The organism is Streptomyces sp. NPDC015125, assembly GCF_043080045.1.
Classification (GTDB): Bacteria; Actinomycetota; Actinomycetes; order Streptomycetales; family Streptomycetaceae; genus Streptomyces.
On the sequence record NZ_JBIBVF010000020.1, the window covers coordinates 27,666 to 52,379 of the forward strand.

Consider the following 24,714-nt stretch of genomic DNA (forward strand, 5'->3'; position numbering starts at 1 on the left):
CGGTCCGGACCGCGGGCGCGGCCCTGATCGGGCACATCGCAGCACCGTGCGGCGGACCCGGGGCACCACGACGTGCCGCGCGATGACGCCCGATCGAGTTACCCCGAATGGCGTAATCGGGCCCCGCCGGGTCGAACCGGCGGGGCCCGTGAGACCGCAGGGCGCGGGCAGTCGCTTCGTGACGCCGTGACGCCGTGACGCTGTGACGCCGCGAGGCGGGACGACGCCGTCAGCTCATCCGCAGTGCCAGGAAGAAGTCGAGCTTGTCCTCCAGGCGGGACAGGTCGCGGCCGGTCAGCTGCTCGATGCGGCCCACCCGGTAGCGGAGGGTGTTGACGTGCAGGTGGAGGCGGTTGGCGCAGCGGGTCCAGGAGCCGTCGCAGTCCAAGAACGCCTCCAGGGTGGGGATCAGCTCGGCGCGGTGCTTGCGGTCGTAGTCGCGCAGCGGGTCCAGGAGGCGGGCGGTGAAGGCCCGCCGGACGTCGTCCGGCACGAAGGGCAGCAGCAGGACGTGCGAGGCCAGCTCCTCGTGCCCGGCGGCGCAGACCCGGCCCGGGCGGGCCGCGGCGACCCTGCGGGCGTGCCGGGCCTCCTCCAGGGCGCCGCGCAGCCCCTCGGCGGAGTGGACCGCGGCGCTCACCCCGACCGTCAGCCGCCCGTCGTCCGCCAGGCCGCGGCCCAGCGGCCGCTGGACGGCGGACAGCAGCTCATCGGCGTGCAGACCGGTCGCCGAGGGGGCGCCGGGCTCGTCCGGGACGGGCAGTGGCACCAGCGCCACCGCCTCGTCGCCGGTGTGCGCCACGGCGATGCGGTCGGAGGGCTCCGGGCCGAACGTGCCGGGATCGACCAGCATTTCCTCCAGCAGGCTCTGTGCCACCGGACCGCCGGGGACGTCGCCGTCCGCCCACTCGACCCTGGCCACCACGAGCTGCCAGTGCGGTGCGGTGCCCAGCCCGGGCAGCAGCACCGGGGCCGCCACCCGCAGCCGGGCCGCGATCTCGGCGGGCGGTGCGCCGGTCTGGACGAGCTCCAGGACCTCCTGGGCGAGCCGGCGGCGCACCGTACGGGCGGAGTCGCGCCGGTCGCGTTCCACGACGATCAGCTGGGTGACCCCGTGCAGCAGGTCGAGGCGCTCGTCGGACCAGTCGCCGGCGTCCGCCTCGACGGCCAGCAGCCAGTCGCTCAGCAGCGTCCGGCGCAGATCACGGCCCTCGTGGCGGATCGGGAAGAGGGAGTAGGTGGAGCTGGTCGGCCCGTCGCCCGGCCGCCGCCCCCCATCGGGCTTCCCCCGGACGTCGTCCGCAGCGGCCCCGGTCGCGGCGCCCCCCTCGATCGTGACGCGATGCGGGCCCCGGCGCCCCGAACGGGCCGCCGCCAGATGCTCGCCCGCGAGATGGGCGGCCAGTTCACCGGAGAGCTCGGGCCCGGAGTCCGCCAGCGTGGAGCCCGCGATCTGCCGGCCCGTGGGGGAGAGCACCCAGGCCCGCAGATCCAGGTCGGAGCCGAGCAGGTCCAGGACCACCTCGGGACCGCCGCCCGTGGGGCCCGACGTCATCAGCCGCCGGTGGCGGTCCACCACGGCCGCCAGATCGCCGGCCCGCTCGCTGGAGACCTGGCGGACGACATGCTCGGTGATGGAGGCGAACGAGACGTCCTCGACGACGGAGAACAGCGGCAGCCGGTGCCGGAGGCAGGCCTGTACCAGGTCGTCGGGGACCGAGCCCAGTTCCGCTTCGCCCGCCGCGAGCCCGGCGACCCCTGCGGTGGCCAGGATGCGCACGAACCGTTCGGAGTCGTCCGGCTCACGGCGCCACGCCAGGCCCGTCAGCACCAGTTCGCCGCCGGAGAGGTAGCGGCTGGGGTCGCGCAGGTCGGTGGTCATCACGCCGCGTACCGTGCGGTCCAGCTCTTCCTCGCCCCCGAGCAGCCGAAGGCCCAGGGTGGGGGTGTCCAGGAGTGCGCGGAGCCGCATGACCTCGCCCGCCGTTCTTTGCTGTCTGGTGTTGCCGGTGGAATACCGCGAGGTTTCGGAGCCTCGTCTTTCGTTCGAATCTACAAGACATGTGGTGTGGCCAGCCAACCGCTTCATGGTTTCGGTGACTGCACCGGGCGGCTCCCGGGCGCGTTCACTGAACGCATCTCCGTGAACAAGACATGAACGGCTCCGTGGCGATGCCAGTGCAGCGTCCTCACCATGAGTAGCGAACGACTCGATTTCGTAGAATTCGTAGAAGAGGCCAACGATGGACTTCCTTCGACCCGCCAGCTGGGAGGAGGCGCTCGCCGCCAAGGCCGAGCACCCTACCGCTGTGCCCATCGCGGGCGGCACGGATGTGATGGTCGAGATCAACTTCGACCACCGCCGCCCCGAGTACCTGCTCGACCTGAACCGCATCGGTGACCTGAGCGAGTGGGAGGTCGGCGAGAAGACCGTACGCCTGGGTGCCTCCGTCCCGTACACCCGGATCATGGAGAACCTGCGGGCCGAACTCCCGGGCCTGGCCCTGGCCTCGCACACGGTGGCCTCCCCGCAGATCCGCAACCGCGGCGGCGTCGGCGGCAACCTCGGCACCGCCTCCCCGGCCGGCGATGCGCACCCCGCGCTGCTCGCGGTCGGCTGTGAGGTCGAGGTGGAATCCGTGCGCGGCCGCCGGATGATCCCGATCGACGACTTCTACACCGGCGTCAAGCGCAACGCCATGGAGCCCGACGAGCTGATCCGTTCGGTGCACCTGCCCAAGGCGGACGGCCCGCAGCAGTTCTCGAAGGTCGGCACCCGCAACGCCATGGTCATCGCGGTCTGTGCCTTCGGTATCGCGCTGCACCCCGGGACCCGCACGGTGCGCACCGGCATCGGCTCCGCCGCCCCCACCCCCGTACGGGCCCGTGCGGCCGAGGACTTCCTCGCCGCGGCGCTGGAGGAGGGCGGCTTCTGGGAGTCGGGCCTGCCCCTCCCGCCGTCCCTCGCCCGGCAGTTCGCGCAGCTCGCCGCCGGCGCCTGCAACCCGATCGACGATGTGCGCGGCAGCGCCAAGTACCGCAGACACGCGGTCGGCATCATGGCGCGCCGCACCCTCGGCTGGACCTGGGAGTCCTACCGGGGCAAGGAGAGGAGCGCACAGTGCGCGTGACATTCACCGTCAACGGCCGCCAGCAGGAGGCCGACGACGTCTGGGAAGGCGAGAGCCTGCTGTACGTCCTCCGTGAGCGGATGGGGCTGCCGGGCTCCAAGAACGCCTGTGAGCAGGGCGAATGCGGGTCCTGTACGGTCCGTCTGGACGGTGTGCCGGTGTGCTCCTGTCTGGTCGCCGCCGGGCAGGTCGAGGGCCGCGAGGTGGTGACCGTCGAGGGCCTGGCGGACTTCGCCAAGCAGCGTGCCGAGGGCGGCGGCTGTGCCTCCGGCGCCTGCGGTACGAGCGTCGACCAGGCCCAGCGGTGGCAGGCCCGCCCGGCGGATTCGCAGACCGGCGAGGGGGACGAACTCGCCCCGATCCAGCAGGCGTTCATCGACGCCGGCGCGGTCCAGTGCGGCTTTTGCACCCCGGGCCTGCTGGTCGCCGCCGACGAGCTGCTGGAGCGCAACGACTCCCCGTCGGACGCCGATATCCGTGAGGCGCTGTCGGGCAACCTGTGCCGTTGCACGGGCTACGAGAAGATCCTCGACGCGGTCCGGCTGGCGGCCGCCCGCGGCGAGCACCGTACCGCCGGACAGGGGGCCTGATCGCCATGGCCGGTAAGGAGACCCGCATCGCGACGGCTCCGGGCCGTACGCCCACGAACCTCACCCAGGGCGGCAAGACCAAGGCCGGCATCGGTGAGTCCACCCTGCGCCCCGACGGCACCCTCAAGGTGACCGGCGAGTTCGCCTACTCCTCGGACATGTGGCACGAGGACATGCTGTGGGGCCACACCCTGCGCTCCACCACCGCGCACGCCGAGATCAGGTCCATCGACACCACCGAGGCGCTCGCCACCCCCGGTGTCTACGCCGTCCTGACCTACGACGACCTGCCCACCGACGTGAAGAACTACGGCCTGGAGATCCAGGACACGCCGGTTCTCGCGCACGGCAAGGTACGCCACCACGGGGAGCCGGTCGCGCTGGTCGCCGCCGACCACCCGGAGACCGCGCGCCGCGCCGCCGCCAAGATCAAGATCGACTACGCCGAGCTGCCGGTCGTCACCGACGAGGCCTCCGCCACCGCCGAGGGCGCCCCGCTGGTCCACGAGAACCGCGACGACCACCACGTGGGCCATGTCCCGCACCCGAACATCGTCCATCGCCAGCCGATCATCCGCGGCAACGCCGACGAGGCCGCCAAGAAGGCCGATGTCATCGTCTCCGGCGAGTACGTCTTCGGCATGCAGGACCAGGCCTTCCTCGGCCCGGAGTCCGGCCTCGCGGTGCCCGGCGAGGACGGCGGCGTCGACCTGTACGTCGCCACCCAGTGGCTGCACTCCGACCTGCGCCAGATCGCCCCGGTCCTCGGCCTGCCCGAGGACAAGGTGCGGATGACGCTCTCCGGGGTCGGCGGCGCGTTCGGCGGCCGCGAGGACCTGTCGATGCAGATCCACGCCTGCCTCCTGGCGCTGCGCACCGGTAAGCCCGTCAAGATCGTCTACAACCGGTTCGAGTCCTTCTTCGGACACGTCCACCGGCACCCGGCGAAGCTCTGGTACGAGCACGGCGCCACCAAGGACGGCAAGCTCACCCACCTCAAGTGCCGCATCGTGCTGGACGGCGGCGCCTATGCGTCCGCCTCCCCGGCCGTCGTCGGCAACGCCTCCTCGCTCGCCGTCGGCCCGTACGTGGTCGACGACGTCGACATCGAGGCCATCGCGCTCTACTCCAACAACCCGCCCTGCGGGGCGATGCGCGGCTTCGGCGCGGTCCAGGCGTGCTTCGCCTACGAGGCGCAGATGGACAAGGTCGCCAAGAAGCTGGGCCTGGACCCGGTCGAGTTCCGGCAGCTCAACGCCATGGAGCAGGGCACGATCATGCCCACCGGCCAGCCGGTCGACTCCCCGGCCCCGGTCGCCGAACTCCTCCGCCGCGTCAAGGCGATGCCGCTCCCGCCGGAGCAGCAGTGGCTGACGGCCGGTGCGGGCGCCGATGTCCGTGCGCTGCCCGGCGGGCTGTCCAACACCACCCACGGCGAGGGCGTGGTCCGCGGTATCGGCTACGCCGTCGGCATCAAGAACGTCGGCTTCTCCGAGGGCTTCGACGACTACTCCACCGCCCGGGTGCGGATGGAGGTCGTCGGCGGGGTGCCGGTCGCCACCGTCCACACCGCGATGGCGGAGGTCGGCCAGGGCGGCGTCACCGTCCATGCCCAGATCGCCCGTACGGAGCTGGGGGTCCAGCAGGTCACCATCCAGCCGGCCGACACCCGGGTCGGCTCGGCGGGTTCGACGTCCGCCTCCCGTCAGACCTATGTCACCGGCGGTGCGGTCAAGAACACCTGTGAGCACGTCCGCGAGCAGGTCCTCGACATCGGCCGGCGCAAGTTCGGTACGTACCACCCGGCGTGGGCGACCGCCGAACTCCTGCTGGAGGGCGGCAAGGTCGTCACCGACGGCGGTGAGGTCCTCGCCAACCTGGCGGACGTGCTGGAGGACGAGGCGGTCGACCTGGAGCTGGAGTGGCGGCACCGCCCGACCGAGCCCTTCGACCTGCACACCGGCCAGGGCAACGGCCACGTCCAGTACTCCTTCGCGGCCCACCGCGCGGTCGTCGAGGTGGACACCGAACTCGGCCTGGTCAAGGTCGTCGAGCTGGCCGTCGCCCAGGACGTCGGCAAGGCGCTCAACCCGCTGTCCGTCGTCGGCCAGATCCAGGGAGGTACCACCCAGGGGCTGGGCGTGGCGGTCATGGAGGAGATCATCGTCGACCCCAAGACCGCGAAGGTGCGCAACCCCTCCTTCACGGACTACCTCATCCCCACGATTCTCGACACCCCGACCATCCCGGTCGATGTGCTCGAACTCGCCGACGAGCACGCCCCGTACGGGCTGCGCGGCATCGGCGAGGCCCCCACCCTGTCGTCCACCCCGGCCGTCCTCGCGGCGATCCGGAACGCGACCGGGCTGGAGCTCAACAAGACGCCGGTACGGCCCGAACACCTCACCGGCACGTAGAAAGCCGTCCGGGGGCGACCCCGGACACCGGTCTCCGGGCGGTGGGTGCCAGGGGGGTCCCTGTCCGTCCTCCGCCGCTCACCGCCCGGAGTCCCACCCGCACCACGCACCACGCAGTCGCTGCTCCGCTCCGGCGGAGCCAGTACCCCCCGTTCGTCTCGGGCCGTCCCCCGGGTCGTGCAGCCGGAATTTCATCCCAAATCTCGCACCTCGCGGCGAGTGCCCCTGTGAACCTTGGGAGTAAGGCACCATGACCCAGCAGTCCACCGAGCCGAGGACCACGGCGGAAGACGCGGGCGCCGGCTCGCGCCAGCCCGCCGGCCGGTCCTGGCTCGACCGGTACTTCCACATCTCCGACAGAGGATCGACGCTTGCGCAAGAGGTGCGCGGCGGCATCACCACCTTCATGGCGATGTGCTACATCCTCCTGCTCAACCCGCTGATCCTGTCGACCCCGGACGTGGAGAAGAACACCCTCGCGCATGCGGGTGTGGTCACCGCGACCGCGCTGGCCGCGGCCCTCTCCACGCTGCTGATGGGCTTCATCGGCAAGGTACCGCTGGCCCTGGCGGCCGGCCTGAACGTCTCCGCCGCGCTGACCGCCCAGGTCGTCCCGCACATGACCTGGCCGCAGGCCATGGGCATGTGCGTGGTCTACGGCGTGGTGATCTGCCTCCTGGTGGTCACCGGGCTCCGAGAGATGATCATGAACGCCATCCCGCTGGCGCTCAAGCACGCGATCACCATGGGCATCGGTACGTTCGTCGCCCTGCTGGGACTGGTGAAAGCCGGGTTCGTGGGCAAGGGCGAGGGCGGCCCCGTCACCCTCGGCCTGACCGGGCAGCTGACCGGCTGGCCGGTGCTGTTCTTCTGCGTCACCCTGCTGCTGATCTTCATGCTGCAGGCCCGGAAGGTGCCCGGCGCGATCCTCATCGGCATCGTGGCCGGCAGCGTGCTGTCCATCGCCGTGACCAGGATCGGCGGTCTCACGGCCAAGGACTGGGGCGGTACGCCCCCGGAGCTGAGCGGCGGCGCGGTCGCGATGCCCGACTTCGGCCTCTTCGGCCATGTCGAGTTCGGCGGCTGGGGCTCGATCGGCGCGCTCAGTGTCGGCATGATCGTCTTCACCCTGGTGCTGGCCGGCTTCTTCGACGCCATGGCCACCATCATCGGCGTCGGCACCGAGGCCGAGCTGGCCGATGACAAGGGCCGGATGCCGGGCCTGTCCAAGGCGCTGTTCGTGGACGGCGCGGGCGGGGCGATCGGCGGGGTGGCCGGGGCCTCCGGCCAGACCGTGTTCATCGAATCGGCGAGCGGTGTCGGCGAGGGTGCCCGCACCGGCCTGTCGTCCGTCGTCACCGGCCTGCTCTTCGCGGCCTGCCTGTTCTTCACCCCGGTCACCCAGCTCGTACCGGCCCAGGTCGCCTCGGCCGCCCTCGTCGTCATCGGCTCGATGATGATGAGCGCCGCCGGCCACGTGGACTGGCGCGACCGCTCGGTGTCCATCCCGGTCTTCCTGACCGTGGTCCTGATGCCGTTCACCTACAGCATCACTGCAGGTGTGGGCGCGGGCGTCATCGCCTACGTTGCCATTAAGGCGGCACAGGGCAAATGGCGCGAGGTCGGCGGCTTCATGTGGGTGCTGACCGCGATCTTCGTCCTCTACTTCTCGCTCCATCCGATCGAGCAGTGGCTGGGCGTCAAGTAACCGCCCGCCCTCTCCCACCTCGGCTTCGCTCGAGCGGGGAGACCCCATCCGTCCGTAAGGAGACCGACATGCTGGACATCGCCGAAGAGCTGCACCGGTGGGTCGGGCAGGGCCGCGACTTCGCGGTGGCCACCGTGGTGGCCACCCACGGCAGCGCACCCCGCCGGCCCGGAGCCGCCCTGGCCGTCGACAGTGACGGCACGGCGATCGGGTCGGTCTCCGGCGGATGTGTGGAGGGGGCGGTGTACGAACTGTGCCAGGAGGCGCTGCAGACCGGCGAGCCGGTCCTGGAGCGCTTCGGCTACAGCGACGAGGACGCCTTCGCCGTGGGCCTGACCTGCGGCGGCATCATCGACATCCTCGTCCAGCCGGTACGGACGGGCCTCTGGCGCCCCGCAGGCGGCCCAGCGCCGGGGGAGCCGGTGGACGGCTCGCCGGGGGAGCCGGTGGACGGCACCGCCCACACGCTCGCCACCGGACTGGCCGCCGCCGCCACGGGGCAGGCGGCGGCCCTCGCCCGGATCATCGACGGCCCCGCCGGGCTCCTCGGCCGTGCCCTGCTGGTCCGCCCCGACGGCAGCCACACCGGCACCCTCGGCGGCCACCCCGCCCTCGACCGCACCGCGCTCGCACAGACCCGCGCCCTGCTGGACGCCGGGCGCACCACCACGGTCGAGATCGGGGCGGGCCGGGCTCCCGAGGAAGGCGCCAGGGGCGAAGGCGCTACGGGCGAAGGCGCTACGGGCGAAGGCGCTACGGGCGAAGACGCCGCGCAGCAGAGCGGTGCGCAGTGCGGCCCACCCGTCCTCCTCCTCGTCGAATCCTCCGTCCCCGCGCCCCGCATGATCGTCTTCGGTGCCATCGACTTCGCCGCCGCGCTGGTCAAGGTCGGCAAGTTCCTCAACTACCACGTCACGGTCTGCGACGCCCGCCCCGTCTTCGCCACCCGCACCCGCTTCCCGGACGCCGACGAGATCGTCGTCGACTGGCCGCACCGCTACCTCGACTCCCAGGACCTCGACCCCCGCACGGTGCTGTGCGTGCTGACCCACGACGCCAAGTTCGACGTACCGCTGCTGGAACGGGCGCTCAAGCTCCCGGTCGCCTACGTCGGCGCGATGGGTTCCCGCCGCACCCACCTGGACCGCCTGCAGCGGCTGCGGGACACCGGCCTGACCGAACTCGAACTCAACCGGCTGCGCTCGCCCATCGGCCTGGACCTCGGCGCCCGCACCCCCGAGGAGACCGCGCTGTCCATCGCCGCCGAGATCGTCGCCAACCGCCGCGGCGGCACCGGCGTACCGCTGACCGGTGCGCACACCCCCATCCACCACGACACGGCCCGTCCGGTGGGGCGGATCGGGTCGGTGGCCTGAGGGCGTGGGGCCCGACGGCCCGGCGGAGGGTGCCGCCGCGCGCGGCGCCCTCCGCCGGTGGGGCGGGGTCGTGAAGGGCCCGGTACCTTCCGCCGGTTCCACGCCGGATGGCAACGGACAGGAGTGAGCCCCAGGTCCTTGCGGACAGCCTCCGTCCGCAGGGACCCGTACCGTCCTCACCATGACGCAGCGCCGCCGCACCGCTCCCGTGCTCACCGCCCGCGCCCTGGGCCGGGCCACCCTGGACCGCCAACTCCTGCTCCGCCGAAGCGGGATGGCGGTGCCCGACGCGGTGGAGTGGCTGCTCGGTCTCCAGGCCCAGGCGCCCCGCCCGCCGTATTACGCCCTCGCCGCCCGGCTGGCCGGCTTCCGGCCGCAGGAGCTCTCCGGTCTCCTGGAGACCCGGCAGGCCGTACGCATCTCGGCGATGCGCTCCACCATCCACCTGCTGAGCGCCCGCGACGCCCACCTGCTGCGCCCGCTCCACCAGCAGGTGCACGACCGCACCCTGCGCGGCAACTTCGCCGCGCGGCTCAGCGGTGTCGACCTGGACCGGCTGGCCGCCGTGGCCCGTACGCTCGTCGAGGAGCGGCCACTGACCTTCCAGGCGCTGGGTGAGCGGCTCCAGCGCGAGTGGCCGCAGCACGACGGCCGGTCGCTGTCGATGGCCGCCCGGCAACTGCTCCCGCTGGTGCAGGTCACTCCGCGGGCCCTGTGGGGGCGCAGCGGACCGGCCGCGCACACCACCCTCGGCACCTGGCTGGCCGGGGCCAAGGGGCCGGTGCCGGGCCCGGCGCCCGCCGACGAGGAACCGCGGCGCGCCCTGACGGCCGTCCTCCTGCGCTATCTGGCCGCATTCGGCCCGGCGTCCGTCAAGGACATGCAGACCTGGTGCGGACTGACCCGGCTGCGCGAGGTCGTCGACCCGCTGCGGCCGCAGTTGCGCACCTTCCGCGACGAGAGCGGGGTGGAGCTCTTCGACCTGCCCGATGCCGTGCTGCCGGACCCGGACACCGAGGCGCCGGTCCGCTTCCTCCCGGAGTTCGACAACGCCGCGCTCTCGCACGCGGACCGCACCCGCATCCTCGCGCCCGAGTACCGGGGCCGTACCTGGGACCGCAATGTCGCCTACCGCGTCCTCCTCGTCGACGGCACCATCCGCGGCCTGTGGCGTATCGACACCGTCGGCGACACCGCGGCACTGACCATCGAGCCCTTCGCCCCGCTCGGCGGCAAGGAGCGCGAAGCCGTGGAGGACGAGGCGGCCGGAGTGCTGCGGATGACGGCCCCGGAGGCCGCGTACGACATCCGCTACGGCCGGGTGTGGAAGGCGGCGAAGGAGACGTGATGAGCCGCGCCGCGGCACATAACGGGATGACGGTGCCGGCGCAGGGCGTTAGCGTCCCCGGGTGACCACCGACACCGCCGCCCGCGCCACCACGGACATCCGGGACCTCGCCGAGGCCGATCTCGATCGGGCCCTGGACCTGTGCTACTCCGTCTTTCACCTGAAGCCCGGCGACAGGACCCGGAACTTCCACCGGGATCTGCTGCGGGACGGCCTCCGGGTCGGTGCGTACGACGGCGGACAACTGGCCGGACTGGCCGGGGCGCACCGCCGCACCCTCTCCGTACCGGGCGGCCAACTCCCTTGCGCCGCAGTGGACTTCATCTCCGTGCTGCCCACGCACCGGCGCCGTGGCGTCCTCGCCTCGATGATGGACGCGCTATGGCGCCGCTGCGCCGCCGACGGACGGCCGGTGGCCTGCCTGTGGGCGTCCGAGAGCGCCATCTACGGCCGCTTCGGCTTCGGCGCCGCCACCGAGGTGTACGGCATCGAGATCGACGCGTCCCGCCCACTGGCGCTGCGCCTCGCCCCGGACAGCCGCCCGCTGCGACTGATCGACCCGGCCGAGGCGCCCGCCCTGCTCGCGCCGCGCTACGACGCGACCCTGCCGCAGCGTGCCGGCCGCTTCACCCGCGACGAGAGCTGGTGGCGCGCCGGGGCGCTGGACCTCAACGGCGCCAGTACGAACGCCGGTCAGGACGGGTTCGGAGCGGCGCGCGTCGTGGTGCTGGGCGCCCCCGGCGAGGAGCCCGGCGGCTATGCGGTCTACCGCACCCGCGCTCCGGGCGAAGCCAGCCCCGGTGTGGTCTCCGTCGGCGAGCTGGAAGCGGAATCCGCACCGGCCGCCGCCGCCCTGTGGGCCTACCTCACCTCGATCGACCTCACCTCGGCCGTACGGGTCCAGGGCCGTCCCGCCGACGACCCGCTCCTGTACCTCGCCGCCGACCGTGACCAGGTCCGCGTCACCGGCCAGGAACCCAGCCTGTGGCTCCGGCTGGTGGACGTCCGCGCCGCGCTGACCACCCGCTCCTGGGCGGCCCCCGTCGACCTCGTCCTCGATCTGCGCGACACCGCCCTGCCCGCCAACGCGGGCCGCTTCCGGCTGACCGCAGGCCCCGGCGGCGCCACCAGGGAACCCACCTGGGAACCCACCTGGGAACCCACCGGAGAGGCGCCCGATATCTCCCTGGACGTACGGGAGTTGGGGTCCTGCTACCTCGGTGGCACCCCGCTGCGGCACTTCGTTCATGCCGGTCTGGCCACCGAGCACACCCCGGGTGCGGTACGCCGCCTGGACGCCGCCCTGGAGACCGAGTGGCTGCCCTTCACCGGGGAGAACTACTGAGCGACGGGCGCGGCGCGGGCGCGGGCCGACCAGGGGCGGCACGCGCCCGTCGCTCAGCCCGCGCCTCCGGTCCGCCGCGTCCGCAGCGCCGCCATCACGAACACGTCATGCCACGCACCGTCCCAGAACAGCGCCTCCCGCATCCGGCCCTCCACCTCGAAGCCGCACTTCTCGTACGCCCGCCGGGCGCGCGGGTTGTAGTCGTAGACCTCCAGCTGGACGCGGTGCAGGCCCACCCGGTCGAAGGCGTGGTCCAGGAGCAGGCGGATCGCCTCGCTGCCGATGCCGCGGTCGGTGGCGCCCGGGACCAGGGCGATCCGGAAGCTCCCCCGGGCGTTCGGCGCATCGATGTCGCTCAGCGCGAGTTCGCCCAGGAACGCGCCCGACTTGCGGTCCTCGACGGCGAGGTCCAGCCGGTCCGGGCAGTCGGCCCGGCCGGCGCACCACGCCTGCAGCTCCTCCAGCGTGAAGTCGTGGTGGGTGCCGGTCAGCCGACGGATCTCCGGGTCGACGGCGGACGCGTGGAAGGCCGCTGCATGACGTATCGACAGCGGAGTGAGGCGGATCCGGTCGCCCGTGAGCACCGGTTTCTCGGAGAGTGCGGTGGCGTCGATCATGAGGGGATGATGTCCGGGCCACGGGCCGGACATCAACGGAATTGACCGGCAACGGAATTGACCGGCAACGGTATGGGCCGGCAACGGTATGGGCCGGCAACGGAAATGAACCAGCCAAGGAATGAACCAGCCACGGAATGGACGGCCGGGGGTGCCGGACCGGGGGAGCGGCCCGGCTCCACAGGAGCGGGCCGGAAAGGGGGAGGCATGGAGCTGCGGCAGGTGCGGTACTTCGTCATGGTGGCGCAGGAGCTGCATTTCGGGCGGGCCGCGGAGCAGCTGCACATCGTGCAGTCGGCGGTGAGCCAGCAGATCAGGAGGCTGGAGCGGGAGTTGCCGACCGAGCTGTTCGACCGGTCGGCGCGCCAGGTACGGCTGACCGCCGTCGGCGAGCGGTTCTGCCGGAGGCGCGGGCGCTGCTCGCCGCCGAGCAGCGCGCCCGTGCCCTCGTCGCCGAGCTGACCGCCGGTCGCGCCGCCACCCTGCGGGTGGGAACGAGTACCGGGCTGGGCGCCCATCTGGCCCGCGTGCTGGAGGCGTTGGCCGGGCTGGCACCGGAGATCCGGGTGGAGCTGGTGGCCGCGCCGGCCCGGGAGCGGCTCGACCGGGTGGCGTCCGGCGGGCTGGATGCCGCGTTCCTCCGCGGTGAGCCGCACGACGCGGAGCGGGACCGCCTGCGCGCCGGATCGGCGGCGGTCGGCTGCCGGGCCGGCGACAGCAGCCGCGCCGCCTCGTCCTGGAGCACCAGCGCCTGCTCCAGCTCGCGCGCCGCCTCCACGGCCGCCGACAGCAGCCGGTCGCCGAGCCGCACCGGCCGGCGCAGCGCCCCGTACGGCACCCCGCGCACCCGGCGCCGGACGATCACCGGCACCGCGAGCACCGACCGCAGCCCCTGCGCGGCCACCGCCGCGTCGTCCTGATGACCGGCTACCGCGTCGATCCGGAACGGACCGCGAAGGCGTTGGCCGACGGCTGCTGCCGCCTCGGCGACATCGGCTTCCATGACAGCGAAGGCCGGCTCACCTGCATCGGGCGCGCCGGCGACGTCTGCAAGGCGTCAACAGGGGGCATTTCATTTCACCTGCAGGTGCCCGCCCTCACCACCTGACCGTGCCGGCGCGGAAGCAGCCGATGCACCTGCCGACACATGCGACAAGTGCAAGACTCCCCATGCACGCGTGATGGTTCCGGGTACAGGAGAGAACGATGCGGACACCGATGACGATTGCAGACTTCCTCGACCGAGCCGAGCTAGGGTTCGGTGCCGGCCCGGGGGTGGTCGACGAGCCGCATCAGCCCGGACCTCTGGTGCCCGAGTCGACGTACGGGCGGTTCGGTGAGCGGGTTCGTGCCTGGCAGGCGGGGTTTGATGCGCTCGGTGTCGGCGAGGGCGAGCGGGTGGCGGTAGTCAGTCACAACTCCGCGCGGCTGCTGGAGCTGCTGTTCGCGGTGCCGATGAGCGGCCGGATCTGCGTACCGGTGAACTTCCGCCTCAAGCCCGACGAAGTCGACTACGCAGTACAGCAGAGCGGGTCCTCCGTCCTGCTCATCGACCCGGAACTGGAAGACACACTGGCCGGCGTCAAGACCCGCCACCGGTTCGTCCTGGGCGAGCAGACCGAGACCGAGCTCATGCGGTTCGGCGTTGCTCCGCGCCCGTGGTCGAATCCGGACGAGGATGCCACCGCGACGATCAACTTCACGTCGGGCACCACGGCCCGGCCCAAGGGCGTGCAGCTGACCCACCGCAACATCTGGGTCAACGGCCTGACCTTCGCCCTGCACGCCCGGGTGTGGGAGCGTGACGTCTACCTGCACACGCTGCCGATGTTCCACTGCAACGGCTGGGGAATGCCGTATGTGATGGCCGGACTCGGCGTCAAGCAGGTCGTGTTGCGCAAGGTCGACGGCGCGGAAATCCTGCGGCGGGTCGACGAGCATGGTGTCACCCTCATGTGTGGCGCGCCGGCTGTCTGGAACATGGTGCTCGACGCTGCGGCGAAGTGGGAGGGCGAGATCCCGGGACGCAACCGCGTGCGGATCATCTGCGCCGGTGCCGCGCCCCCGAGCAAGATGATCCAGCGGATGGGGGAGGAGCTGGGCTGGGAGTTCATGCAGATCTACGGCCTCACCGAGACCTCGCCACTCCTCACCTTCAACCGGACCCAGTCGGGCGATGCGCACCTTCCCGCCGAGGAGCGGGCGCGCAAGCTGTCCCACGCAGGTCTGCCTGCGCTCGGGGTCAAGCTGAAGATCTCTGAGTCCGGAGAGGTCCTGGCGCGCTCGAATACGGTGCTCGACGGGTACTGGGGCAAGCCCGAGGAGACGTCGGCAGCCCTTGAGGAAGGCTGGTTCCACACCGGTGACGGCGGCACCATCGACGCCACCGACGGCCACCTGAAGATCTCCGACCGGAAGAAGGACGTGATCATCACCGGCGGTGAGAATGTGTCGTCGATCGAGGTGGAGGACACGATCTTCAGTCACCCGGCGGTCGCCGAGGTCGCCGTCATCGGCGTGCCGGACGAGAAGTGGGGCGAGACGATCAAGGCCCTGGTTGTCCTCGCCGAGGGCGCGACGGCTCAGGAGTCCGACATCATCGCCCACTGCAAGCAGCACATGGCCGGCTACAAGGCACCCACAACGGTTGAGTTCCGTGATGCCATCCCCCGCACAGCCACCGGAAAAGTCCAGAAGTTCAAGCTCCGCCAGCCGTACTGGTCCGGGCTCGACAGGGGAGTCAACTGACTGGTGCCCGTAGGGCGGCGGGTGCCCGAGGTGGTGGGCGACGGACTGTCATGTGGCTGGAGTTCGTGACCGGCGATTCTCATCTGCGCTTCACGCCGACCAGTGCATCCTGGCCGAGCCTGGTGGAGCGGTGGTTCGCCGAACTCACACAGAAGGAGCTCAAGCGCGGCGTCCATCGCTCCGTCCAGGCCCTCGAACGTGACATCCGGTCTTGGCTCGCCAACTGGAACGAGCACCCCAGCCCCTTCGCCCGGTCGAAGACCGCTGACGGAATCCTCGACAGGGTCGCCGCCTACTGTCACCGAATCTCTGACTAAGGTCACTGGAGGAACCGCGGTGCCGCAGACGGGAGATCTCACCCGAGTGAGTAATGCTGCTTGCCACCGGCTTCCCCGAAGGTTGGCTGCCGGCGGGCCCCTGTCACTGCAATAGCAGACAGCCGTTGCGTCCATACGCCCTTGCGGAACTTACCAGCGAACTCGGCATCCCCACCGCCATCGGCCAGACCGGCGATCCATCCAGCTGAGCGAAGCAAGCTGTGCAGGCGCGCTGCACCTCCGGTCGTCCTATCGGCATAGCGGTATTGATCCCGTCGGAGGGGGCTGTCCTGCCGCCGAAGGAGGGAGCGGCAGACCGTCCCAAGGATCACTACGCGCTGCGACGAAGGAACAATTGATCAAAGCTCCCCGGCACCCGCACCATGGAACGGCCGCCGCACGATGAGCCCAATGCCGGGAGTCTCCCTGTATGGACGCCATGGATGCCGTACACCAAATGTCTGCGTCGAAAGCACCGACAGTCGAAGTATCGGCCACCGGGGCCGGCAATGAAGCGACCCTGCACGAACTCGTTGCTGCGCAGGCCGCCGCGACGCCCGGGGCGACCGCCGTCGTCCATGACGACATGCGGCTGACCTTCGCTGAGCTGGACGAGCGGAGCACCCGGCTGGCGCACGAGCTGCGTGCCCTCGGGGTGCGGGCGGAGGCGCCCGTCGGGGTGATGCTGGAGCGCGATCCCGAGCTGGTCATCGCGCTGCTCGGCGTGCTGAAGGCGGGTGGGGCGTTCGTGCCCATCGACCCGGCATATCCGGCCGCGCGGATCCAGCACATGCTGGACGACTCCGGGGCACGGGCCGTCCTGCTGCGCGAAGCTCTCAGAGACCGGCTGCCCGACGGATTACGCGACGGGGCGGGCCGGGTCGCGGTGCTCCCTGTCGACGGCGAGGCCGGGCGGTTCGCGCACCGTCCGGTCACGCCGGTCCAGGGGGCGGTGCGGCCCGAGCACCTCGCCTACATCGTCTATACCTCGGGTTCGACGGGCCTGCCCAAGGGCGTGATGGTCGAACACCGCGGCATCGTCAGCTATCTGCTGGGCATGCTGGAGCACTTTCCGATGGGGTCGCGGGACCGGATGCTCCAGGTCACCTCGCTCTCCTTCGACGTATCCGTGTACGAGATCTTCCTCCCGCTGCTGACCGGCGGCGCCGCCGTGCTCCCGCTCTCCGGCAGTCACACGGACGCCCACTATCTGAGCGCGCTGATCGCCGAACACGGCATCACTTCCTTCCACATGGTGCCCTCGTTGCTGCGCATGTTCGTGGACGGGCTCGACCCCCGGCAGTGCGCCACCCTGCGCCGGATCTTCGTCAGCGGGGAGGCACTGGACCCCGCACTGGTGGCCGATGTGCACGACCGCATCCCGTGCGACCTGGTGAACCTCTATGGGGCGACCGAGGTGTCCGTCGACTCCACCTGGTGGACGGCGCCGCGTGACCGGCCGGACGCGCAGGTGCTTGTCGGCCGCCCCATGGCGGGTGCCACTTCATACGTCCTGGACGAGGAGATGGGGCAGCTGTCCGCGGGCGAGACGGGCGAGGTCTACCTCGGTGGGGCCAGCGTGACCCGTGGATACCACGGTCGGCCGGCCCTGACCGCGCAGCGGTTCGTACCCGACCCGTACGGGCCGCCCGGAAGCAGGCTCTACCGCACCGGTGACCTCGGCTGTCTGGAGGACGACGGCGAGCTGCGGTTGCTGGGGCGCATCGATCACCAGGTCAAGCTGCACGGCCGCCGGATCGAGCCGGGTGAGATCGAGGCAGCGATGAACGCCCATCCGCGGGTAGCCATGGCCGCCGTCATCGCGGCGGGCAGCGGCGCGCAGGCCGCCCTGACAGGATTCTTCACCGGCACGGCGGCCGAGCCGGAAGAGCTCCGCGGGTTTCTCGGGCAGCGGCTGCCCGCCGCCCTCGTCCCGGCACAGCTCATCGCGTTGGACGCGCTGCCGCTGTCGCCCAACGGCAAGATCGACCGGAGCGCGCTGGCCGAACTCGCCTGCCGGCACGAGGAATCCACGGCGTCGACGGCGTCCGAGAACACCGACCGTCTCCTGCGTACCGTCCTCGAAGCCATGGCCGATGTCCTGGGCGGCGCCCGTATTGCCCCGCACGAGAACTTCTTCGCCAGAGGCGGCAACTCCCTGCACGCGACCCGGCTCGTGGCCAAACTGCGCTCGGCGCTGGGCGTCGGGATCGGTGTCCGCGCGGTCTTCGAGCACCAGACCCCGGCCCAGCTGGCGGACTCGCTGCGCCCGGCCCTCCCCGACGCCCTCGACAGCGGCACGCTGAGCACCGAGGCGGGCGAACTGTCCGCTGCTCAACACCGCATGTGGCTGCTGGCGCAGATCTCGGAGACCCCCGCCGAGTATGCGGTCACCCTCGCCCTCCACCTGACGGGAGCACTGGACACCGAGGCGCTGGGCTGGGCCGTCAACGCGGTCGTGCAGCGGCACGACTCGTTGCGATCGTGCTTCCCCGAGCGAGCGGGCACCCCCGTGCGCGCCGAGGTGCCGGCCGGGGCGCTTCAGCTGCGGCACGCCCCGTTGGAGCCGGGCGGCGACCCGGACGAGGTGCTGCGGCGCGTGGTCCGCGAGCAGATACCCGGCCTCGACCTCGCGGAGGGACCGCTCTTCCGCCCCGTGCTGGTGCCGCTGGGCGCCGAGGAGCACCTGCTGGTCGTCGTGCTGCACCACATCGTGGCGGACGGCTGGTCCACCGAGTTGCTGCTGGAGGACATCGCCAGGCACTACCGGGCCCGGACGGCGGGTGAGCCCGCGCCGCGCCAGCCTGCCGTCAGCTACCAGCGCTATATGGACATCGAGCGCCGCAATGAGCGCAATGGTGTCACCGACCGGCATCTGGAGTACTTCACCACCGAACTCAGCAGTATCCCCGGGGAGGTGACGCTGCCGCTGGATCGCCCCCGGCCTGCGCAGCGCACCGGCCAAGGCGCCACCCTGCGGCTGGAGTTCGGGCCGCACGGCGCCCACGCCGTGCGCCGTCTCGCCGCCGCGCACCGTACGACCCCGTTCGTGGTCCTGCTCGCCGGGCTGAGCACCCTGCTCCACCGGACGGGCGGCCACGAGGACGTGGTGATCGGCAGCGCGGTCGCCGGGCGCTTCGACACCGAAGTGGACGACCTCGTGGGGCTGTGCCTCAATTCGGTGGCGCTGCGCTGGCCGGTCAGTCCCGGCACCCCGTTCGCCACGGTGGTGGAGCGGGCCGAGGAAAGCCTGCTCGGCGCCATGGACCACTCCGCCGCGCCTTTCACCCGGGTCGTCGAGAAGCTGGGTGTGCGGCGCGACGCGCGGCACACCCCCGTCTTCCAGGTCATTGCGCTGTACGACGACTTCCCTGACACCCCCGAACTCGCCGGCCTCGCCGTGCGCGCCCTGGAGACGGACGACGGCTCCGCGCAGTGCGATGCGCTGTTCACCTTCCGTCCGCCGACCGATGAAGGCATGGCCCTGAGCATCGAGTTCAGCACGGACGTCTTCGAGCACACGACCGTGCGCCGCTGGGCGGAGCAACTGGAGACCCTGCTGGCCGCCGCGGCCGCCGCGCCCGGCACCCCTGTGGCCCAGCTGCCCTTGCTGACCGACTCCGCGTTGGAATCCTTACTGGCGCTGGGCGGAGGCCCGGTACGTCCGCTGCCGGGCGCTCTCACGCTGGCCGGGATGTTCGCCCGTCAGGTGGCCCTCGTACCGGAGCGCACCGCCCTCACCTGGCGTACCGCAACGGGCGAGAGCGCCCGGCTGAGCTATGCGGAGCTCGACGAGCGTTCCTCGCGCCTCGCCCACGCCCTGCGCGAGCGCGGCGTCGGCGCCGACACCCCGGTCGCCGTCTGCCTCTCCCGCAGCGCCGATGTGCTGACCGCTGTGTATGGAGTGCTCAAGGCGGGCGGCGGCTATGTACCCATCGAACCGGACAACCCTCCCGAGCGGATCGCCAGGCTGATCTCCGACAGCGGTGCCCGCGTCCTGCTCTCCGAGCGCCAGGTGGCCGCCGCCCTGGAGGACACCCCGGCCGGCTACCTCCTTCTCGTCGACGACCCCGCGGCGCTGGCCCACCTCCCGTCGACCGCCCCCGAGCCGGCGCCGCGCCCCCATGACCTGGCGTATGTCATCTACACCTCGGGCTCCACGGGTCGCCCCAAGGGCGTGATGGTCGAGCACCACAGTGTTGTCAACTATCTGATGTCTCTTCAGGAGACCTTCGAGCTCACGCCCGACGACCGGCTGCTGTTGAAGTCGCCACTCTCTTTCGACGTATCCGTACGTGAAGTGTTCTGGGCCCTGAGCACGGGCGCCACCCTCGTCGTCGCGGAGTCCGGTCGGCATGCCGACCCCGACTATCTGGTCGAGGTGATCGAGCGGGAGCGGGTGACCGTCGTCCACTTCGTGCCCAGCATGCTCCACGTCCTGCTGGAGACCCTGGAGGGACCCGGCCGCTGCCCCACGCTGCGCCAGGTGATGACCAGCGGCGAGACCCTGCCGGTGGCGACCGCGCGCCGTTGCCAGGAGCTGCTGGGCGGGGAGCTGCGCAACATGTACGGCCCGACCGAGACCACCGTCGAGATGACGGGCTTCGACGTCAGGGGCCGCTGCGACACCGAACGGCTGCCCATCGGTCGCCCCTTCCCCAACACCCGGGTGCAGGTGCTCGACGATGACCTGCGGCCCGTGCCGCGCGGCACGGTCGGTGAGATGTATGTGTCCGGGGACCCGGTCGCCCGGGGCTACCTGGGCCGGCCTGAGCTGACGGCTGACCGATTCCTGCCCGACCCCTACGGCCCGCCGGGCGCCCGGATGTACCGCACGGGCGACCTGGGACGGTTCACGGAGGAGGGGCTGCTGGACTTCCAGGGGCGCAGCGATTTCCAGGTCCAGCTACGCGGCCACCGCATCGAACTCGGCGAGATCGAGAGTGTGCTGTGCGAGCAGCCGGGGGTGAGCGCGGCGGTGGCCGTCGTCCGCAGGGCGGACAGCCCGGAGGCCGCGCACCTCGTCGCCTACGCGGTGCGGGCCGAGCTGCCGCACGGCACGGATGCGGGTCTGCGCGCGACGCTGGCCGAGCGGCTGCCGGGTTATATGGTGCCCACCGCCGTCGTCACGCTCGACGCGCTGCCGCTGACGGTCAACGGCAAGCTGGACCGCGAGGCGCTGCCCGCTCCCGGGGACGCGGGACCCGGCGCACGACCTGCCCCCGGCGAGGAGGCCGCAACCCCGCTGAACGGGCCGAGGGAGCTGGCCCTCGCGGGCATCTGGCGGGAGCTGCTGAACGTCGACCAAGTGGGTCCTGCGGACAACTTCTTCAGCCTGGGCGGTCACTCGCTGCTGGTGGCCACCCTGTCCGCGCGGGTCCGCGCCGAACTCGGCGTCCGGGCACCGCTGACACTGTTCCTGCGCCACCCGGTGCTGCGTGAGCTGGCCGCCGCCTTGCCGGAGCCGGAGAGCAGCGAGCCGCCGCAGTACGCCGCCGCCGACCTGCGGCCGCGCGGCGCCGACCGGGCGCCGCTGTCCGCCGCGCAGCGCCGGATCTGGATCGAGGAACAGCTGTGGCCCGGTACCGCCGCCTACACCGTCCCGGAGGCATTCCGGCTGCGCGGGCCGCTCGACGAGGTGGCCTTCGAGGCCGCACTGCACGCACTGATTGCCCGTCATGATGCCCTGCGCACCCAGGTGACAGGCGGCGCGTACCCCGAGCTGGTGGTGGACGGCGAGTCATCGGTGCGGCTCCAGCGGACCGATCTACGGGGCGCGGGCACAGCAGCGGTACACCAGCTCCTGGAACAGGCGGGACGCAGGGTGTTCGACCTGGATGGCCCCCTGGTGGAGACGGCCCTGGCCCGGATCGGCGACGAGGAATGGGTGTTCCTGTTCACCGCGCACCACCTGGTTGTCGACGGCTGGTCCTTCGATGTCCTGTGGCGGGATCTGGAGGCCCTCTACCGCCGGCATGCCAAGGGCAGCGGCCCACAGCTCGCACCGCCGCAGCTCGCCTTCACCGACTACACCTGGTGGGAAAGCGAACACGTTGCCGCCGGGGCGCACCGCCCGCACCTGGACTTCTGGCGGCGGGAGCTGGCCGGTCTCCCGTCCGGCGCCGGGGCGTCGGACAATGGGCGGACAACGCGGGCAGACGAGAGCCGGGCTGTGCCGCTGGGCGCCGAGCTGTCGGATCAACTACGGCTGACTGCTGCCGAGTTGGGTGTGACGCCGTTCGTCCTCACACTCGCCGCGTTCGCGCTCGCCATCACCGCCGAGGGCCTCACAGAGCAGGTGATCGGCGTCGAGGTCGCGGGACGCGCCGACCAGCGGGTCGCGGACATCGTGGGGCTCTTCATCAACCACGTACCACTGCGGCTGAGGAGGAAGCCGGGCCAGAGCGCACGACAGGCCGTCGCCGCCGTGGACGAAGATTGGCGGCGGGTGCTGGAGCACTCCGAGGTGTCCTTCGACGTGATCGTGGACGAGCTGGGCGGGCCGCGCGCCGCCGACCGCACGCCGGGCGGTGACATCGCCTTCTCCTACCTGGACTCCCGCACCCCGCCGCGCCTCGACGGCATGCGCATCACCCCGCTGGAACCGGGGTTCAACGGGACCGCGAAGTTCGGCCTGCTGCTTGAGGTGTACGACACCCCTGAGGGGCTTGTCGGTGTCTTCGAGCACCAGCCCCGGCGGTTCGGCCACGGCCGGATGACCCGCATCAGGAACCAGTGGGAAGCCATGCTGCTCGCGCTCCTCGCCGATGTCGACGTCCCGCTGGAATCGCAGGACTGAGACCCACTGCGGACCACTGAGAACCGGGACCCGGGCCGGCGCCCGGACCAGTACTTCCAGACCAATACGTAGGCAGGACTGAGACGAGGACGAGGAGATGCCACCTACTTTGCCGCCGACGGCGGCGGCCTCCCCTGGAGCCACCCCCCGCACCGATCCACCAACCGCCAACCCCGTGCTCGACCACCTCGGCCGCGCCATGGCCGACTACCCGGTGACACCGGTCCGCACGATCCACACCGAGATCGCGGGCATCCGCAGGACCATCACTCTGAAGCTGGAGGGCCACTCGCCCTGGAGCTCCGTCAAGGGCAGGACGGCACTCAGCCTGATCCAGTCGGTAGCCGGGGAGCTCACCGTGCCCGGCGCGACCATTGTCGAGTCGACCTCGGGCAATCTAGGGCTCGCGCTCTCCGCGATCTGCCGGGAGCTCGGACTGCGCTTCATCGCCGTCGTCGACCGCCGGCAGTCGCCCATCATCCAGCAGGCCATCGAGGCGAACGGAGGCGAGCTGGACTGGGTCAAGACCCCCGACGACGCCACCACCCATCTCCAGGACCGGCTGGCCCGAGTGCGAGAGCTGGTGCGGGACCTGCCGCACGCGGTGTGGCCCAACCAGTACCAGAACGACGCCAACTGGCGAATCCACGAGTCTTGGACCGCCCCGGAGTTCGACGCCCAAGCGGGGGAGAAGGCACAGGCGCTCTTCGCCGGCGTCTCCACCGGCGGCACTCTCGCCGGGCTCTCCCGCCACTTCCGGCGCACCCGCCCCGGACTGCGGATCGTCGCGGTGGATGTGCGGGGCTCGACCGTCTTCGGCGGGGTGCCGCGTCCCCGTGCTCTCACCGGGATCGGCGCCAGCAGGCGGTCCGTGTTCCTCGACGCCGCCAGCACCGACGATGTGTTGCTGGTCGACGAACGGCAGGCCGTGGCCTGCTGCCACACCCTGCGTCAGGACACCGGAATCGCGGTCGGCGGCTCCAGCGGGGCGGTGCTGGTCGGCTGCCTGGAGTACCTCTACCGGAATCCCGAGGTGCGCCACGCGCTGTGCCTCTGTCCCGACCTGGGCGACCACTACGGCCCGACCGTCTACCACCCGGCCTGGCTGGACCGGATGGGCCTGCCCGCCGAAGCGGACCGGCTGCGGCACCGCACCGGCGCCGCCTGCACCGGCTTCCAGTCGGTCGACGACACCCCCTCCACCACCAGCGCACCGTCCGAGGAGGACATACCGCGATGACCACATCCCCCGCAACGGACGACGGCGTGGCACCGCCACACTCCGCAGCTCCGCCCGCCCAGCCGTGGAGCGAGCTGCGGCTGACCCTTGGGGAGGCCGCAGATGCCGCCGCGCTGGTTTCCTGGTGCGTACGGGAGTACGAGGACACCGAAGCCCCCGAGTTCCTCGTCGACGCCACCGTCATCGCCCACGACCTGCCCAAGTCGATTCGGACGTTCATCGCCAGGGCGCGCCTCGACGAGCGACCGCACGCCCTGGTCTTACGGGGCAATCTCGTCGATGATGAGCTGCTCGGCGCCACGCCCGCACACTGGCGAAGCGCCCTCACCCCTGGCTCGCGCCCCTCCTCCTTCCTTCTCGCGCTCTACGCCTGCCTGTTCGGTGATCTCTTCGGCTGGGCCACCCAGCAAGACGGCAGGGTTGTCACCGACGTTCTGCCGATCCAGGGCGTAGAGCACAGCTTGGTCAGCTCCAGCAGCCGCCAGGAGCTCGGCTGGCACATCGAGGACGCCTTCTCGCCCTACCGGGCCGACTATGTGGGCCTGTTCTCTCTGCGCAACCCCGATCGGGTGGCCACCACCCTGGCCGGGGTCCCGCTGGACGAGCTGGACGAGCGGACCCTCGACCTGCTCTTCCAGGACCGCTTCCTGATCCGGCCCGACGACTCACATCTGCCGGTCAACAACTCCACGGCACAGCGGGGCAGCCCGAAGTTCGAGGAGATAGCGCGGGCCGTCGACCACCCGGACGCAGTGCCGATCCTCACTGGTCACCGCGCCGCCCCCCAGCTCCGTATCGACGGGGATTTCAGTGCCCCGGCCGACGGCGACGAGGAGGCCGGAGCGGCGCTGGAGACCCTGCGTAAGCGGATCGACGCCGCACTGTACGAGGTGGTGCTCGACGCGGGCGACGTGGCCTTCATCGACAACCGCAGGGTCGTGCACGGCAGGCGCGCCTTCCAGCCCCGTTACGACGGGAGGGACCGCTGGCTCAAGCGCGCCAACATCACCCGTGATCTGTACCGTTCGCGCGAGGTGCGCGCCAGCGGCGACTCCCGGATCCTGGGGCAGCGATGACC

The 24,714-nt window shown here is 71.4% G+C and carries 14 protein-coding genes and 3 pseudogenes; 14 read left to right on the forward strand and 3 right to left on the reverse strand.

Annotated features, from left to right (window positions below):
• Positions 1–229: 229 nt before the first annotated feature.
• Positions 230–1,972, reverse strand: coding sequence for a PucR family transcriptional regulator (locus tag ACF088_RS31060; protein ID WP_392379213.1), 1,743 nt, complete (start codon positions 1,970–1,972; stop codon positions 230–232).
• A gap of 271 nt (positions 1,973–2,243) precedes the next feature.
• Here ACF088_RS31060 and ACF088_RS31065 point away from each other — a divergent pair, with 271 nt between their 5' ends.
• From ACF088_RS31065 to ACF088_RS31095, 7 genes are all read left to right on the forward strand, one after another.
• Positions 2,244–3,131, forward strand: coding sequence for an FAD binding domain-containing protein (locus ACF088_RS31065; RefSeq protein ID WP_392379214.1), 888 nt, complete (start codon positions 2,244–2,246; stop codon positions 3,129–3,131).
• On the forward strand, positions 3,122–3,721 hold the full coding sequence (locus tag ACF088_RS31070) for a (2Fe-2S)-binding protein (protein ID WP_392379215.1): 600 nt from the start codon (positions 3,122–3,124) through the stop codon (positions 3,719–3,721). Before ACF088_RS31065 ends, ACF088_RS31070 begins: the two co-directional genes overlap by 10 nt.
• A 5-nt stretch (positions 3,722–3,726) precedes the next feature.
• A complete protein-coding gene (locus tag ACF088_RS31075) occupies positions 3,727–6,138 on the forward strand; it encodes a xanthine dehydrogenase family protein molybdopterin-binding subunit (protein WP_392379216.1) in 2,412 nt (803 codons plus the stop codon).
• Between the two features lie 250 nt (positions 6,139–6,388).
• Positions 6,389–7,846 (forward strand): NCS2 family permease, encoded by a 1,458-nt coding sequence (locus tag ACF088_RS31080; RefSeq protein WP_392379217.1) that lies wholly within the window; start codon positions 6,389–6,391, stop codon positions 7,844–7,846.
• A 68-nt stretch (positions 7,847–7,914) separates the two neighbouring features.
• Positions 7,915–9,222: an XdhC family protein gene (locus tag ACF088_RS31085; RefSeq protein WP_392379218.1), complete on the forward strand. Its 1,308-nt coding sequence runs from the start codon at positions 7,915–7,917 to the stop codon at positions 9,220–9,222.
• Positions 9,223–9,403: 181 nt separating this feature from the next.
• Positions 9,404–10,570 (forward strand): winged helix DNA-binding domain-containing protein, encoded by a 1,167-nt coding sequence (locus tag ACF088_RS31090; protein WP_392379219.1) that lies wholly within the window; start codon positions 9,404–9,406, stop codon positions 10,568–10,570.
• A 61-nt stretch (positions 10,571–10,631) separates the two neighbouring features.
• Entirely contained in the window at positions 10,632–11,915 is a 1,284-nt protein-coding gene (locus ACF088_RS31095; protein ID WP_392379220.1) for a GNAT family N-acetyltransferase, read from the forward strand.
• Positions 11,916–11,968: 53 nt separating this feature from the next.
• Here ACF088_RS31095 and ACF088_RS31100 read toward each other — a convergent pair whose 3' ends face one another.
• Complete coding sequence (locus ACF088_RS31100) at positions 11,969–12,532, reverse strand: GNAT family N-acetyltransferase (RefSeq protein ID WP_392379221.1); 564 nt, start codon at positions 12,530–12,532, stop codon at positions 11,969–11,971.
• Between the two features lie 207 nt (positions 12,533–12,739).
• Between ACF088_RS31100 and ACF088_RS31105 the strand changes: the two are divergent.
• Positions 12,740–13,179 (forward strand): annotated as a pseudogene (locus ACF088_RS31105) (LysR family transcriptional regulator); the annotation flags it as partial.
• 55 nt (positions 13,180–13,234) lie between these two features.
• Here the strand turns inward: ACF088_RS31105 and ACF088_RS31110 are convergent.
• Positions 13,235–13,454, reverse strand: a pseudogene (locus ACF088_RS31110) (helix-turn-helix transcriptional regulator); the annotation flags it as partial.
• Here ACF088_RS31110 and ACF088_RS31115 point away from each other — a divergent pair.
• From ACF088_RS31115 to vioC, 6 genes and pseudogenes are all read left to right on the forward strand, one after another.
• On the forward strand, positions 13,452–13,640 hold the full coding sequence (locus ACF088_RS31115; protein ID WP_392379222.1) for a hypothetical protein: 189 nt from the start codon (positions 13,452–13,454) through the stop codon (positions 13,638–13,640). The pseudogene ACF088_RS31110 and the gene ACF088_RS31115 overlap by 3 nt on opposite strands.
• A 98-nt stretch (positions 13,641–13,738) precedes the next feature.
• Positions 13,739–15,280: an AMP-binding protein gene (locus ACF088_RS31120; RefSeq protein ID WP_392379223.1), complete on the forward strand. Its 1,542-nt coding sequence runs from the start codon at positions 13,739–13,741 to the stop codon at positions 15,278–15,280.
• Positions 15,281–15,360: 80 nt separating this feature from the next.
• A pseudogene (locus tag ACF088_RS31125) lies at positions 15,361–15,597 on the forward strand (IS630 family transposase); the annotation flags it as partial.
• Positions 15,598–16,054: 457 nt separating this feature from the next.
• On the forward strand, positions 16,055–22,396 hold the full coding sequence (locus ACF088_RS31130) for an amino acid adenylation domain-containing protein (RefSeq protein WP_392379224.1): 6,342 nt from the start codon (positions 16,055–16,057) through the stop codon (positions 22,394–22,396).
• Positions 22,397–22,493: 97 nt separating this feature from the next.
• Positions 22,494–23,636, forward strand: coding sequence for a cysteine synthase family protein (locus ACF088_RS31135; RefSeq protein ID WP_392379225.1), 1,143 nt, complete (start codon positions 22,494–22,496; stop codon positions 23,634–23,636).
• Complete coding sequence (gene vioC / locus ACF088_RS31140; RefSeq protein ID WP_392379226.1) at positions 23,633–24,712, forward strand: arginine beta-hydroxylase, Fe(II)/alpha-ketoglutarate-dependent; 1,080 nt, start codon at positions 23,633–23,635, stop codon at positions 24,710–24,712. The genes ACF088_RS31135 and vioC overlap by 4 nt, the downstream gene beginning before the upstream one ends.
• The last annotated feature ends 2 nt before the right edge of the window (positions 24,713–24,714 follow it).

Bases quoted from the DNA above. Each gene is read 5' to 3' on its own strand.
- ACF088_RS31100 (WP_392379221.1), bottom strand. From the start codon at position 12,532: ATGATCGACGCCACCGCACTCTCCGAGAAACCGGTGCTCACGGGCGAC.
- ACF088_RS31075 (WP_392379216.1), top strand. From the start codon at position 3,727: ATGGCCGGTAAGGAGACCCGCATCGCGACGGCTCCGGGCCGTACGCCC.
- ACF088_RS31135 (WP_392379225.1), top strand. From the start codon at position 22,494: ATGCCACCTACTTTGCCGCCGACGGCGGCGGCCTCCCCTGGAGCCACC.
- ACF088_RS31060 (WP_392379213.1), bottom strand. From the start codon at position 1,972: ATGCGGCTCCGCGCACTCCTGGACACCCCCACCCTGGGCCTTCGGCTG.
- ACF088_RS31115 (WP_392379222.1), top strand. From the start codon at position 13,452: ATGACCGGCTACCGCGTCGATCCGGAACGGACCGCGAAGGCGTTGGCC.
- ACF088_RS31120 (WP_392379223.1), top strand. From the start codon at position 13,739: ATGCGGACACCGATGACGATTGCAGACTTCCTCGACCGAGCCGAGCTA.
- ACF088_RS31065 (WP_392379214.1), top strand. From the start codon at position 2,244: ATGGACTTCCTTCGACCCGCCAGCTGGGAGGAGGCGCTCGCCGCCAAG.
- ACF088_RS31130 (WP_392379224.1), top strand. From the start codon at position 16,055: ATGTCTGCGTCGAAAGCACCGACAGTCGAAGTATCGGCCACCGGGGCC.
- ACF088_RS31085 (WP_392379218.1), top strand. From the start codon at position 7,915: ATGCTGGACATCGCCGAAGAGCTGCACCGGTGGGTCGGGCAGGGCCGC.
- ACF088_RS31090 (WP_392379219.1), top strand. From the start codon at position 9,404: ATGACGCAGCGCCGCCGCACCGCTCCCGTGCTCACCGCCCGCGCCCTG.
- ACF088_RS31080 (WP_392379217.1), top strand. From the start codon at position 6,389: ATGACCCAGCAGTCCACCGAGCCGAGGACCACGGCGGAAGACGCGGGC.
- vioC (WP_392379226.1), top strand. From the start codon at position 23,633: ATGACCACATCCCCCGCAACGGACGACGGCGTGGCACCGCCACACTCC.